Raw genomic sequence first — 14820 nt, 5'->3', positions numbered from 1 at the left:
ATTCCAAACATCAAAACAACCTATCCCCTTGTTCGTTTTTTTAATCACAAGACGACGTGTTCGGCAATAATATGTTTAGTCGTTCGATTACTCGATTTTGTTATTTTCAAATAAGCAAATAAATAAAAGATATTAGGTGCTACTTAGCTTGCTCTCTATAATTCTACTTTCCGCGTCAGGCAATGAATGCCCATTCTCCATACTCCAAATACGGTGAGTTGCGTGAAGACGATACGTGTACAAACATCTAGAGAGATGACGGGTATATTAATTCAACCTGTTAATGGGTAGGCTTGTTTATTATGGCTATTACGTTAGAACCTGATATATTATCTCAGTTATTCCGTGGAAATTACCAATGGTTGGTAAAACGCCTGAGTTATACGCTGAAATGTCGCCATAATGCAGAAGATATCGCCTCAGAAACCTTTTTACGATTATCTATCAATTATAATCTTGTCGAATTGCGTGAACCGCGGGCAATGTTGACAACGATTTCTAATCATCTGGTGTATGAAGTCTGGCGTCGCCGCGATCTGGAGCAGGCCTATATGACTGCGTTGGCAAGTCGGCCAGAAATCGTTCATCCTTCGCCAGAAGAGCAACAGCAGATCATGGAGTCGCTGATATTGATTGATAAGGCACTGAGCGGGTTGTCTGACAAAGCGCGAGATGCTTTTTTTTGTAGCCAGCTTGATGGGATGACCTATACACAAATTGCAGAGCGGTTACAGGTGTCTGTGAGTATGGTGCGCAAATATATGGCTAAAGCACTTACCCAGTGTTATCTGGTGATTGCGGAGCATACCCCAAAATGATAGCGACGCCCGACCCTATTGCTCAACAAGCCATCGAATGGATGGTGTTGGTACATTCTGGTGAAATGACAGATGAGCAGTGGCGTTCCTTCGAACGATGGCGTAACACCGATGTTGAACACGACAAAGCCTGTCGAATGCTTGAGTCAATGTTAGGGAATGTCCCCCTATTAGTAACGTCACCTGACGTGCGGCGAACCATACAGAAACGGGGGAGTCGACGTCAGTTTGTTCTTGGCGTCTTGGCATTGGCCGCCGGAGGAACACTAAGTGGGTGGGTTTATCATCGGCAAGCCCCACTCAGTGGCCTGCTCGCCGATCTGCACACCAAAACTGGGGAGCGAAGCCAGCAATTATTAACAGATGGCAGTCAGTTAACGCTCAATGCACGCAGCGTGGTCGATCTGGCGATGAGCAATACTCAGCGACAGATTCGGTTATTGCAAGGGCAGATTTACATTGACGCGCAGGTTGCCTCGGTTCCATTGACGATCGCCACTCATCATGGGGAGATCGTGTTAGAGCGCGGGATACTTAATGTCGCTCAGCAATCACAGGGGGCACGTGTTTCTGCTTTATCCAATCCGGTTCGTTTGCTCAATCACCGCAATGATACCTATCAATTACGGGCCGGACAAAGCGTACTCATGAGCCAGTCTGGTTTTGAACCGTTGCGGGTGGTAGCCAAAGCGGAAAGTGCCTGGATTAATGGTTTAATTGAAATGAATGAACAACCGCTAGGCCAACTCGTTGATGAGATTCGTAATTATCGCCAAGGCGTGATCCGTGTTTCCCCAGAGGCCGCCAGATTACGCATCAGCGGGATCTTCTCATTGGATGATATCAACCGTACATTCGAATCACTCGTGCAAACCTTTCCTATCAATATCCATCGCACAACAGATTATTGGGTCAATATTTCGAAAAGGGCTTAACAGAAAGGGAAAAGGCGAACATCTCCTTTTCCCCCGTGCTCCATTTACGCGATTAACTCAATGAGCCGTTGATGAAGCGCCGCGCTGAGTGCAGAGACCGTCTTTTTTGCTTGCGTCAGCGCGCTGTTTTGTCGGCCGCTGGCCGTGACTTCTCTCCAGGCAATAATTTCAGGCAGTGCTAAAATAGCGGCTTGGTCAGGTTCCGGCGTGTCTTCTTTTAACTGTTCAAAAGCTTGCATCGCTGCACTCAAGGCGGCACGATCTTCGGGAGTATAATGTTGCAGGCTGAACTGGCTCACCAGCGTTGCCAGAAAAAAATGCAACGCATCGGATATAGCTCGCCCTCCTTCATTTGAAGGCCACAGGATACTTTCTACGAAGGTCGCCACCGAATGTGGCCAGCCTGATTCCACACCGTCTGTGATTGCCATTGCGTTTTGTCGCAACTGCTGCCATTCCTGCTCCGTCAATGGTTCTCCACGTGAAGTCCGCCAGTGAGCCTCTGCCGTATCGCGTATGATGTCGTCAAGACTGGCTGGAATATGTTCGGGAAGTAAGATGTCGCCAGACAGTATGTCTTGAAGCAACCGTGCGATAAATGCGCTGGGTAATAATGTCAGGTCGGCACCCACCGGAATGGCGGTTAGCCAGTCGAGCAGCTTTGATTGGGCGTCGGCAGGGAGTTTATCGTGATACTGAATGTTATCGATTGTCTCCAATACGCCAAAATTGGCGAAAAGAGTTTCATAGAGTGTCGCCACATTTGTAGGGATACCCAGTTTTTCTTCTGCCAGTGTAATTTGCTGCGATCCCAGTAAAACGGCGATAACACTGCCTTTGCCGCTGTTATCGTCGTAGCTATCTGTCGTTGCGCGAAGTTGACCTTGTGCAATTGCTGTTCGCGCCTGCGCCAGTAGGTCTTCTTTTCGCTGCGTATCATTATGGAATGCCGATAATGTGGTGGTCATGATTTATGCTCCGGTGCTAACTGTGTGTCGAGCAACGCGAATAAGCGGGTGCGGTTGCTGACCTGAGGGCGGGCGGCTATGTTGCCGTCTTTTATGATAAATAGCGCGGGTATGCCTTTAACACCGAAACGATCGCTTAAAGGTTTGGCCTCATCGACATTGATCTTCACTACTTTGATTTTTCCGTCATATTTCTGCGCCACTTCTTCAATGGTAGGAGCCAATGCCCGGCAAGGCGCACACCAGGGTGCCCAAAAGTCGATCAATACGGGTAGTTCGGATAATTCAACTTCATCGGTATAGTTGTGTTCGGTCACTGCAATAATAGAACTCATCGCTTTCCTTATTATTTCTTCAGTTGTTGCCGCTTTCACCTGATCAATTCTGACGAAGCGGCTCGTTGTTCGGTTCTTTTAGAATTTCATCGAACCGCTCAGGGTAAAGGTCCGTTCCGGTTCTTGATAGAGGTAATACGGGCTGGAGCCGCCATCATACAAATCGCGGTTCGTCAGGTTGCGTACCCCCAATGTGGCAGACCATTGGCGAGCCTCATAACGCACCATCGCATCTAGCCGCGTTTGACCGGGAAATTTAAATTCGCCAATACTTTGGCTGCTGTAGGAGGTTTTGCTTCTGGCATCAATACCGCCGCCAACGCTCCAATTGTCAGTTAAGTGATAAGTTGTCCACAGGTTGGCATGGTGACGGGGTTCGTCTCCAATCCGAAGGCCATCATCGTCCTCAGCCAAGATATTGTTATAAGTAAGGCTGACATTTAACTTGTCAGTGGGTTTACCTTTCAGTTCGACCTCCAACCCACGACTAACTTGCCCCGATGATGCAAAGTAGAAGTTCGGATCAAGCGGATCTTGCTTGGGAACATTTTTCTTTTCAAGACGATACAATGCCGTGGTTAAAACAACCTTAGCGTTGTCTAGCCCATATTTAGTACCGATCTCGTACTGCTTTGCCTGGGTGGGCGGCAAACCAGAGCCATCTCGAGTGGCATATTGAAATGAATTGGTTACACCTTCGGAATAGCTGGCATAGGTGGAAAAAGCGGGTGTCAGTTGATAAACGATACCCCCGCCGTATAACCACTTAGTTAATGATTCAATCGTTGAGTCTCCGACTGGGCGATAGGTTATCCGGCGAGCTGACAGAAGAAAATGCCAATCATCTGCGATAGAGAACTGATCCTGAAAATAATAGCTATTTTCTATCGTACGGCTACGAGAGTCGGAAAGGTAATCAATACCGTAAGGTAAACTTTTTACTGAAGGCAATATGATGTTCTGACCTACCGGTAATAATAAGAAGGGTGTTGAAGCGTCATTAAAAACGCCTCTGATATCCTGACGGCTTTCGCTATCAATAAAATCGAAACCCAGTAATAAATTATGCGTAGTCGCTCCCAGCTCAACATATTTTCCCAGTGAAGTTGAAAAGCTTTTTGAACGATAATTCAAACCATTTTGGTTTGCTTGGGCAAATATACTCGTTGGGCTATTAAGCGGATTAGGCGAAGCTAACCAGGCATTCATTTCCGATAGATAGGATGCATACTGTGCCTGTGTAGTAAACTCCCAATCCTGGCTAAAATAACGTTTATAATTAATATAATAACGGCGCGATTTGTAATCAAAACCATCATCTTTGGCATGAGGCACCGTGACCAGATCATTAAGACTATTCGACGGCGTATATGCGTAATTCCCGAAAGGCCGGGTTTCATTTTGCAGCTCGGCGCCAATTAAAAGATCGTTAACCGTATCTTTCCACGCCAGTGAAGGTGCCAAATATTTATTTTTCCCTCCATCCCAGTCTCGATCAGTATCGCCATGATTCTCGGTCAGGCCGATGATTCTCCCACGCAGTTTCTCATCCTCCGTCAGCGCCCCGGTTAAATCCAGGCCAAGAGAGGTTTTGCCTGACGAATCAACAACCGTTGATAACTCTCGCCACGCTGTCGCCTGAGGTTTCTTACTCACCAGATTAATCACCCCGCCGAATTTCCCGGCACCGCCGCCGATCACCGCTTCAGGCCCTTTTACCACCTCTATTTTATCTATACCAATCAATGGGGTATTTAATGCAAACCTGCCACCGCTTGATTGCAAACCATCGGTTATGACGTCGTTGTAAGCATCAAATCCGCGGATTCTGACAGAAGAACTCGGACCAACTGTCGCCTGGCTGGTCGTCACACCGCTGACATTCTGTAATGCATCCAGAACCGAGGGGGATTGCTGGTCTTTGATTAACTCAGCGGAAACGGTGCTGACCGATTTGGAAAGCTCGAGTATCGGTGTATCAATCCCCCGCGTCGCCGTGCTGGCGCTATCTGCTGCATAGCCCCGCTCCTGTCGTGCTCTGACCTCTATCGGCGGCAACTGGCTTTCTTCCACCTTAGCGGGCAGCACCGGTTTACGGATGATCGTCAGCGTTCCATTGTTTGTCCGGGTAAATTGGAGATCGGTTCCTTCCAGCACGATGGCGATCGCCTGTTCCACGGTCAACGGCCCCTGAACCGAACGCGAGGTGTAGCCTTTAACCAAATCCGGTTCGAATGAAATGTTTTCCCTGCTTTGCCGAGCGATCGACAACAACGTTTCTGCCAAGGGCGCCTTGGCCAGTGAATAGGTGTAAATGTCGCCAGTAGCGGCATAAGTACCAATAGGAGATAACAGTGCAATGAGTACCGCCACCACCTTCGGCACAGTTTTTAGCCTGTGTTTGTTCATCATCATTCCAATGTCCCTTACCAAAAATGTTATTAGTTAGCCCCTTTGCATCAGGCTTCAGATGGTATGAGCAATCAGTTTTAAAAAGTGACACTGTTTTTTTTCGGCTTATCCACTGTCACTTTTTCATCATTGTTGCTCATACCCGATAGTGGCGCTATTGAAGCGCGTTGTGTTCTGTACAGGAAAAGAGTGAATGTTCAAGTTTGTCCGGCGTGTTTCCTCCTTTTGTTCGTCTCATTCGACATTTCGGTTATTAGCGTCTTACTGGGCAACGAGCGACCGAAATTATGGTATCGCGCTGGCCGTGGGTGTGCTGGGACTGGGGTTAGTGCAAACCGCCTTGTCTGTGAAATATAACGACTGGTATGGCGATTTTTTCAACTACCTGCAACAGGGGAAAGCCGACGATTTTTGGCTGGCGATCCCGGTATTACTGTCGTTGATGGCGGTGACGCTGCTGCTGCTGACGTTGAAGGATTTTCTCGATGCCTGGCTGCAACTGCGCTGGCGGCGTGGTGTGACCAAACACATGATGTCGCACTGGCTGTCACGCAAGGCTTATTACCGCATAGAGCGGGATGATATTGGTGATAACCCGGATCAGCGGATCAGCGAAGATACCTCGACGCTTATCGATCTCACTATGGGGCTGACCGTTCGCTTTATTACGACGATGGTGTCTCTGGGATCTTTCGGCTATCTGACGTGGACCAAAGGTGGCAACCTCGATACTGAATGGTTTGGGGTTCCGATTCATATTCCCGGTTATATGTTTTGGGTGGCGGTGGCCTATGCGCTTTTTGACATCGGCATGACGCATTTTGCCGGTAAACGCTTGCTGAAGCTCAATGTCCGTCGTGAAGCGGCGGAAGCCGATTTACGCTATGCGCTGATGCAAATTCGCGTCCATTCCGAGCAGATTGCCATGTATCATGGCGAACGCGTTGAGAAAAACCGGCTGTTCAATCGCTTCGGTGCGATCTGGCTGGTGTGCAAGCACCAGTTCATTGTGAATGCGCAGGTCAGTTTTACCTCTGGCCTTAACAGCAGGTTGATGAGCTTATTGCCTATGCTGCTGATGGCACCAAATTTGTTTGCAGGGCATACCGATCTGGGCACCATGATGGCCACCAATGCCGCCTGGATGCAAACGGCTGTCGCGCTGTCCTGGTTCGCCGCTAACTATACGACGATTGCCACCTGGCGTGCCGCAGCGTTGCGCTTATCTCTGCTCGATCGCGCTATCGATAACCCGCCGGCGGAAGGCATCAAGGTCGTCGGGCATCAGGCTACCGATATGCGAGGGGAGGGCGTGTCGCTGAATCTGCCCGATGGCAAGCGGCTGACTGATATCGGCACGTTCAGCATCGCACCGCGTGAGCGCTTAATCATTAGCGGCCGTTCTGGGGTCGGGAAAAGTACGCTGTTGCGCACCATTGCCGGTTTATGGCCGCACGGCGCAGGTACGATCCGCATCCCCGCCGACGCAAGTCGACTGTTCCTGCCGCAGCGCAGCTATATCCCCATCGGTTCACTGAAGGCGGCATTGTGCTATCCCTCCGCTGAGGATGCCTTTACGGACGATGCCTGCGTGATAGCGCTCAGGGAATGTCGTCTTCCCAGTTTGCAGGGCAGTTTGCACGAAGTGACTAACTGGTCCAATCGCCTATCGATGGGCGAGCAACAGCGCCTTGGTTTTGCCAGGGTGATGTTGCAGCGGCCGGATATGTTATTTCTGGACGAGGCGACCAGCGCGCTCGATCCTGAAACCGAGCGACACCTCTATGACATGCTGCTACAACGCCTGCCTGAGTGTACGTTGGTCAGTGTGGCGCACCACGCTTCACTGCAAGTTTTTCACTCTCGGTCACTGGTGTTGGCTCCTGCCGAAGAGACGGAAGAAATCAGCACGGTTCAGCCTGACGTTACGGTTTCGTCCCAAACACGCTACCCCTTTGACCCTAATCATCCTGAGATAATCAATGGAGAAAATAAATGACGAGCTTTAGCGCCTGCTCTGACGTTCCCTTGTTGCCACGTACCTTGCTATTTGGCAACCCGCAAAAAATGAATGCGAGCATTAGCCCCGACGGACAGTATCTGGGGTGGGTTGCGCCGGTGGACGGCGTCATGAACCTGTGGATTGCACCAAGGGAAAACCTTGAAGACGCCAGACCCCTCACCCACGATCGCTATCGGGGCATTCAGTCTTACGCCTGGGCGCGGGATGGCGTACATCTGCTTTACAACCAGGATAACAAGGGCGATGAGAACCACCATCTTTACGCGATTACGTTGGACGGCAGCGAACCGCGCGATCTCACGCCTTATCCTGGTTCGCGCGGGTTGCTTACCGCGACGAGCAAACGGGAGGATCTGCGCGGCACGGTTCTGGTGTCCCTCAATCAGCGTGATCCACGTTACGCCGATCTGTATCGGCTTGATCTGAAGAGCGGTGTGCTGACGGTGGTGTTGGAAAACCCAGGGTTCAGCAGTTTTATCGTTGATGCAAACCTTGAAGTGCGGTTGGCGGTTCAGGCTCAACGGGATGGTAGTACACAGTACCTGAAGTGGAAAGACGGGCAGTGGCTTCCCTGGCTGAAGGTGTCGGCAGAAGACAGCCGAACCACGTATGTGAGCCATTTGGGGGCTGATGGGGATATTTTGTATCTGCTCGACAGCCGCGGAAGGGACAAAGCGGCATTGGTTTCGCTGCCGTTCGATGTGAATAACGCAGACGATCTCGAACCCACGCTGCTTGCTGAGCACTTGCAGGCAGACATCGGTGGTGTTTTTATCGATCAGGATAGCCATCGCCCGCTGTACTGTAGTGCCACTTATGAGAGAACCGATTACCTGATCGTCGACGACAGTATCCGCCCTGACATCGAGTTCCTTGATCGGCAATTCCCAGGCACATGGGGCGTTAGCAGCCGCAGCGAGGACGACCGCTACTGGATTGTCGGGTTCGGTGACGACCGAACGCCGGGTATCGCCAACCTGTACGATCGCAATGAAGGCCGTATTGAGCGCATTTACCTGAGCCGACCTGAACTGGCCGAAGCGCGATTGGCGCGTATGCAGCATACGGTCATACAGACTCGTGACGGGCTGAGTATGGTGAGCTACCTGACATTGCCGGTTGAGGTTGACGATCCTGAAACGCCGTTACGCAGCCTTAAACCCGTGCCATTGGTTCTGCTGGTACATGGCGGGCCGTGGGCGCGCGATGGCTATGGTTTCAATACCTATCACCAGTGGTTGGCTAACCGTGGTTATGCGGTGTTGTCCGTCAACTTCCGCAGCTCTGTGGGATTTGGTAAACGCTTCGTTAATGCTGGGAACCTGGAATGGGGCGGCAAGATGGATGACGACCTGTGCGACGGCGTTGACTGGGCAATCGCGCAGGGCATCGCCGATCCGGCACGTATTGCCATCATGGGAGGAAGCTATGGCGGGTATGCCACGCTGTGGGCGATGACTCAACATGCTGAGCGTTATGCGTGCGGCGTGGATATTGTCGGGCCGTCCAGTTTGCAAACCTTGCTAAATGCTATTCCCGATTATTGGGAATCTTTCCGCGCCCAGTTGTACCGCTCCGTTGGCGATCCTGGCACGCAGCAGGGGCGCGATCTGTTACAGTCTCAGTCGCCTTTGAATCATGCCCATCGTATTCAAAAACCGCTGCTGATAGGACAGGGTGCTAACGATCCCCGCGTGAAGCAGGCAGAATCCGATCAAATGGTCGCCGCTTTGGTTGAACGTGCGATTCCGGTGACTTACGCGTTGTTTCCTGATGAAGGGCATGGTTTCTCTCGGCCAGCTAATAATATTGCTTTTAATGCGATCACCGAGCGGTTTCTGGCCCGACATCTGGGGGGGCGCTTTCAGGATGAAGAGCCGGGCGAAGCAGAAGGAAATACTGCGATTGTCAGCGAGCCAAAGCCTTGACAGGGGCAATGTCTTAATAACACACGTTTAGGATCAACACGGAAATGCGCTTTTTTTGAGGACACCTCATTTCCGTGGTACTTCTGTGTATCTCGATCCGATCCTTATGGGGTTGCCACTGACCTCACGGGGGTTGCAAAAACTTAGGGAACTCCCTGTTCGGACGTTAATACAGAGGATTTGGGTGAAATGTCAGGAATGATTTCAGGCTCTGGTTCTTCAACCATCGTAGCCTGAATACTGATTATACGCTTATGGTAGGTTTTTTATTATGTGGCTTTTCCTACCGTCTTGATCACGCTTTCTTCACATGTTCCTACCTTGCCCGTATTGGGGGATGTCCCTTATGGTTTGGTGATTGTCGCTGCGATGTAGTCACTGGTGGGAACCGGATTGATTGCTCTGGTCGGCATTAAATTGCCTGGTCTTGAATTTAACAACCAGCGGGTCGAGGCCGCGTATCGTAAAGAATTGGTGTATGCTGAAGATTATGCTAGCCGTGTTGATCCGTTAACGACAGTCGAGCTTTTTACTGCGGTCAGGAAAAATTATTTTCGACTGTATTTCCACTACACCTATTTTAATATCGCAAGATTTCTCTACCTGCGTGCGGATAGTATTTTTAGCTTATTTCTGTTATTTCCGGCTATTCTCGCGGGAATGTTGACGCTGGGTCTGATGACACAAATTACCAATGTTTTTGAACGTGTTCGTGATTCATCGCAATAATTGATCCATTCATGGTCAACGATGGTTGAGCTGCTTTCTATTTATAAACGCTTACATGCCTTTGAGTCGGTAATCGATAAGAAGAAAACATGATGTGATGCGAACAACGCGAACGTTATTCCTAACAACGTTATGCTGTTTCCCGGCAGGGTGTGGCGTAAGATCACGCCACACCGAACGGTTAAACCAGCCATGATACTGTTGTATATGATGGAGGAGGAGAACAGGCGTTTAACCTACCTGTTTAATCATCATTACCAGGCAGCCTCCCGCCAGGGAAATAATGGCCAGAATGGGCAGGATAGGCAGATAGTGTTGCCCCACGAGATTAAACAGAACCGCCCCCAGCACAGGCCCAAGAATTTGCGCGCCGGTATTGGCAAAATTCAGAATGCCAAGATCTTTCGCGGAGTTTTCAGGGTTAGGCAACACTTCCAGATTGAGTGCCTGATCGACGGAGAAGAAGATCCCTGAACCGATACCCGCGACGACGCCGTACCAGATCATCGCCGCCGGTTCCCCATAGAAAAAGGGAATAACGGTACCGAGGGCAATTAATAGTGTGGCAATAAAAACCGGTTTTTTGCGGGTGCGTAGTCGGTCAGATATCGGGCCGGCAATGGGGGCAAATATCAGCGCAGTTACCATAGTCGCGATGCCCATGAGTGAAATATAATGGCCGGCAGACGAGTTATTCAACCCCATTCCGCTCGTCAAAAAGAACAGTTGGTAAACACTAAAGGCGGTAATAGTGATGGTCACAAGCATTTTACCAAAGAGCGCGAGATAAAAGTCACGCGCATTTCTGACAGGAAAAACAAAATACTGCACAAAGTTTTCTTTGTTTATTTTTTGATGCGGCATATCAAGGCTGGATTTCTCTTTGATAATCATTGCCGCTATCGGCCCGGAAAGTAACATGGCTAAGGCCAGCACATAATAACCGGTATTAACCAGATGCGGATTAACATCACTGAGAAAAAAACCGCCTACCACCGGACCGCCGTATTGCCCGACAATAAAACCGGCTGCATATATTGAGGAGATCAAACCTCGGTGTCGGGGGGCGATTTGATCGGCGATCACCGCAAGGAGTGGCGCGACAACAAAGTTGATAAACGTCTGTAATAAACACCATAATGCAATAAAGGTGCCGAGTTGTTCTTTGGTATTGATCATTCCTAACCCGATCATTACCGCAGCCGTTAATACCGAGCCGACAAGAATCCACGGTGTTCTGCGCCCCCATCGCGATCGCGTTAAATCAGACAATGCACCGATAATAATCGTGGTAATTGTTGACGTAATTGCTCCCAGTGTTCCCAATAGTGCAAGGAAATTATTTACCTCTGCGCCTTGTCCGATAATATTGCTTAACTTAGCCGGATTGAGTACCGAGTTTATGCCCATAAATGGTCCAAGCCATAAAAGTGCGCCAATACCCACCGCGAAGCCTAATAATACGGGGGCTTTAGGTTGTTGCTCATTAGTAACAGATGCAGACCAACCGTCATTTACCGTGGTTTCATTATTCATATTTTCTTGCCTTTTAATTGACCTGTTTCTGAATAATTGATTATCAATCAAGGATTGGTTTTTTATTTTTATGAAAAATAAATACTCTGGTGGCTACACACCAGAGTAAACCGTTTCAACAGCAGAAAGTTTCGCGTAATTTTTTCTATATCCGCTAGGCGATATTCCGCTGTGACGCCGGAAAATTCGAGAAAAATAGAATGCGTCGTTATATCCATTTAATAATGCAATGTCAGCCACCGACAGCATGGTATTTTGCAGCATATTTTTTGCACGATAAATCCGCTGTTCTTCTTTCCATTCGCTTATGGTTTTCCCTGTGTCGCGGCGAAATAAATGTGATAAACGTGATGGTGATAAACAAACTCGCGCCGCCAGTGCAGTAAGACTTTCATCCTCAGATAAATGATTATCCAGATACTGGCATATTTCCTTTACTCTCGGATCCTGCGTTTTATTCAGTTTATCCGCCTGCATTCGATAACAAGAAAGAATAATGCGTTCCAGCACATTCATCGCCATCGCTTCGGACAGCGCATTGCTTTCGGAAAACCAGGAAATGGTTTCGTTAAATAACCCTTTGATGGTTTCGCCTTCATGATCGCTTCCCAGCGTCATTTTTCCAATATCACCTTCTGATGTCTGCCAGCACAACCAGTCAGCCCAGTAGGGACGTGGAATAAAGTAGATCCAAAAATGCTCCCAGCGGTCGCTGGATTCATGTCGGCCATAGTGATGCGCCACGCCAGGCGGAAAAATCAGTACATCACTTTTCTCGCAAATGAGGATTTTTCCCTTGCCAGTTTTAACCCAGGCCTTACCATTAACGGTAATGTTGATGATATAGCCTTCCATGCCATTCGGACGCTCGATGGCGGTATCAAGAGGTCCGTTAAGGATGACCGGGGTAAACCCGGCAACCAGGTACGCATCAAAGGTAAAACACATTTACCACCTCCTGGGCTCAAACATTTTTTACAAATAAGCGCATTCCCCACGCTGCTATTGTCACTCTGTCTCCTTTACGTAAACGGTCTCCGCTGAGCGGCTCATGAACATCAGCATCAAGTGCGATCGTTTCTGTAGCTGCACTGTAATTAAAAATGAACTGTATGGATTCTCCATTTTTGTTTACTGCATGGCGAACCACGACAGGCCAACGGCAGTTTGCGGTGACTGACGTCAGTGTCAGTCCGGTCGCCAGAGATGAAAAGAGACTGAAGATCTGCTCTTGTGACGGCAGAAATCCCACGTAAAGCGCCTGACCTCGCCCATACTGTGAAATTGTTGCCGCAGCATATTTCCCCCAGTGCGGATGGTCATAGCGTAACAGCACCGTGGTGCGTTCGGATGCCGGTGACAATAACTCCATCCACATTTCTGCGGATTCATTCGGCAGGCAGCTAACGGTTTCCGTTTCTGCTTTAAGGCCGACATTCTCCGGGATCGTGAACTGACTATAGCTGACGCCGCAGCACTTGCTAATGACCCCCGGCTGGGTTTCTGTGCGTACTTTGACATCTTCATCGCAAAACCCGCTTTTAAACCCAATCAAGACTCTGCCGCCGTTTTCAACGTACTGGTTTATCCTTTCGAGCTCTTCATTTGAGGCGGAATAGAGCGCGGGAATCACAATCAGACGATATTTACACGCTTTCGGATCGATACCGTTAATGATGTCTACGCCGACGTTGCGATCGTACAGCGCATCCCAGAAGCGTCGTAGAATGTCGTTATAGATGTAATGACCGTGATTATTGAGTTCAGGCTGCGGCGTGTCCGGCCGGAACCAGTTCATTGCTTCCATGGCATTATTGCTGACCAGGATCGCCACATCATTCTCGACGCGAAGTTCATTAAGCGTGCCGGACAATCGAGCCATGTCGGTGCCGATGGTCACGGCTTCCTGATAGGTTGGGCCAGGGGCGAAATCATGGCTTAGCAACCCCTTCCAGTAAGTCTCATAGGAGTTATGAATTGAATGCCAGTGCCAGTAAGAAACCATACTGGCTCCGCTGGCAATATGGCTGAATGCCTGTAAGCGAAGCTGACCTGGATAAGGCGTCCATTTTGCAAAACCCTGAGCCTGGGTTTCCATCACGAAATAGTTTTTCCCGCCTTTGAGATTCCTCGCCACGTCGCCGCTAAACGCAATTTCACGCCCGGTAAGGTGATCCTGGGTGGGGTGATAGACATCGACACTCGCCACGCTCATTGCCTGAGCGGCGGCGAAATGATCGACTCTGGGCTGTAAGCCAAACGACCAGCCGCGCCATTCAAAGTCAAAATTTTGCGTGACAAACTGTGACGGCTGCGCATATTCCGTAACGATAGCGGCCTGCCAGGCGAGATAGTCCGCCACCTTCTCCCGACGAAAACGTGCGAAGGCGCATCCCAGGCTGGCGTTAATCGTCCCTTCTACCGGAGGGAAATCATCCCAACAATCGATACGATTACTCCAGTATTCAAGGCCGAAGGCGTCGTTTAATTGACGAATATCGGGAAAGCGTTTTTTCAACGAGCGTTTAAATGCGGTTTGAATGACCTCGCCGACATTCTCGTAATGTTTTGTTTCGTTATCAACCTGATAGCCAATGATTGCCGGGTGATGGCAAACATGCTCCAGTAACACGCGAATAATATTCTCAGCGTATGTCAGAAAATACGGATTCATTATATCGATGATCTGTCGACGTCCATATATTTCATGGCCATTCGGCGTGGTCACTAAAATATCAGGATTTTGCTTTGCCAACCAGTGTGGGATGGCATAAGTCGGTGTGCCGATAATTACCGCGATCCCCGCATGGTGCATGGCATCTAAAACACGATCGATATGATGAAAATTATATTGCCCTTCTGAGGGTTCCAGCGTACTCCAGGTTGATTCCGCTATTCTGACGACATTAATACCTGCGGCCAGCATCATTTCAATATCTTTATCCAGACGCGCTTCACGAATATATTCATCATAATACGCTACGCCATAATAGAGTCCCGACATCTTCAGTATGCTCCTTCTGGTTTTCGTTACTGATCAACCGTCATGAATCGTATGAGATCAATATATGCCTGTTGTCGGGGATGTGGCTTAATTATCCGGCTATGTTTCCTGTAGAAATCCGCTGCAAGCGAT

The 14820-nt window shown here is 49.3% G+C and carries 10 protein-coding genes and 1 pseudogene; 5 read left to right on the top strand and 6 right to left on the bottom strand.

Annotation, left to right across the window (positions count from 1 at the left end; translation table 11 throughout):
• Positions 1–302: 302 nt before the first annotated feature.
• Both AACH44_RS11740 and AACH44_RS11735 read left to right on the top strand, forming a co-directional pair.
• Positions 303–818 (top strand): sigma-70 family RNA polymerase sigma factor, encoded by a 516-nt coding sequence (locus AACH44_RS11740; RefSeq protein ID WP_261848362.1) that lies wholly within the window; start codon positions 303–305, stop codon positions 816–818.
• A complete protein-coding gene (locus tag AACH44_RS11735) occupies positions 815–1753 on the top strand; it encodes a FecR domain-containing protein (protein ID WP_261848361.1) in 939 nt (312 codons plus the stop codon). The genes AACH44_RS11740 and AACH44_RS11735 overlap by 4 nt, the downstream gene beginning before the upstream one ends.
• Before the next feature lie 44 nt (positions 1754–1797).
• Here AACH44_RS11735 and AACH44_RS11730 read toward each other — a convergent pair whose 3' ends face one another.
• The 3 genes from AACH44_RS11730 to AACH44_RS11720 all read right to left on the bottom strand — a co-directional run bounded on the left by AACH44_RS11730 (position 1798) and on the right by AACH44_RS11720 (position 5471).
• Positions 1798–2721 carry a hypothetical protein gene (locus AACH44_RS11730; protein ID WP_261848360.1) on the bottom strand — a complete coding sequence of 308 codons (924 nt, stop codon included), beginning with the start codon at positions 2719–2721 and terminating at the stop codon, positions 1798–1800.
• Positions 2718–3056 (bottom strand): thioredoxin family protein, encoded by a 339-nt coding sequence (locus AACH44_RS11725; RefSeq protein ID WP_261848359.1) that lies wholly within the window; start codon positions 3054–3056, stop codon positions 2718–2720. The genes AACH44_RS11730 and AACH44_RS11725 overlap by 4 nt, the downstream gene beginning before the upstream one ends.
• A gap of 78 nt (positions 3057–3134) precedes the next feature.
• A complete protein-coding gene (locus AACH44_RS11720; protein ID WP_261848358.1) occupies positions 3135–5471 on the bottom strand; it encodes a TonB-dependent siderophore receptor in 2337 nt (778 codons plus the stop codon).
• Positions 5472–5661: 190 nt separating this feature from the next.
• On the opposite strand from AACH44_RS11720, the gene AACH44_RS11715 reads away from it, so the two are divergent.
• The 3 genes and pseudogenes from AACH44_RS11715 to AACH44_RS11705 form a co-directional block, all read left to right on the top strand.
• Positions 5662–7467, top strand: a complete 1806-nt coding sequence (locus tag AACH44_RS11715) for an ABC transporter ATP-binding protein/permease (RefSeq protein WP_261848357.1) — start codon at positions 5662–5664, stop codon at positions 7465–7467.
• The gene (locus tag AACH44_RS11710; protein ID WP_261848356.1) at positions 7464–9419 is read left to right on the top strand and encodes a S9 family peptidase; all 1956 of its coding nucleotides are present in this window, start codon (positions 7464–7466) and stop codon (positions 9417–9419) included. Before AACH44_RS11715 ends, AACH44_RS11710 begins: the two co-directional genes overlap by 4 nt.
• A gap of 273 nt (positions 9420–9692) precedes the next feature.
• Positions 9693–10241, top strand: a pseudogene (locus AACH44_RS11705) (SbmA/BacA-like family transporter); the annotation flags it as partial.
• A 138-nt stretch (positions 10242–10379) separates the two neighbouring features.
• On the opposite strand, the gene AACH44_RS11700 reads toward AACH44_RS11705, so the two are convergent.
• The 3 genes from AACH44_RS11700 to AACH44_RS11690 all read right to left on the bottom strand — a co-directional run bounded on the left by AACH44_RS11700 (position 10380) and on the right by AACH44_RS11690 (position 14688).
• A complete protein-coding gene (locus AACH44_RS11700) occupies positions 10380–11684 on the bottom strand; it encodes an MFS transporter (RefSeq protein ID WP_261848355.1) in 1305 nt (434 codons plus the stop codon).
• Between the two features lie 93 nt (positions 11685–11777).
• Entirely contained in the window at positions 11778–12632 is an 855-nt protein-coding gene (araC, locus tag AACH44_RS11695) for an arabinose operon transcriptional regulator AraC (protein ID WP_261848354.1), read from the bottom strand.
• Positions 12633–12648: 16 nt separating this feature from the next.
• Positions 12649–14688, bottom strand: coding sequence for a beta-galactosidase (locus AACH44_RS11690; protein WP_261848353.1), 2040 nt, complete (start codon positions 14686–14688; stop codon positions 12649–12651).
• Positions 14689–14820 lie beyond the last annotated feature (132 nt).

It is taken from the genome of Pectobacterium araliae, assembly GCF_037076465.1.
Taxonomy (GTDB): Bacteria; Pseudomonadota; Gammaproteobacteria; order Enterobacterales; family Enterobacteriaceae; genus Pectobacterium; species Pectobacterium araliae.
The sequence above is the reverse complement of the archived record's forward strand: the minus strand, read 5'-3'. Positions and strand labels throughout refer to the sequence as shown.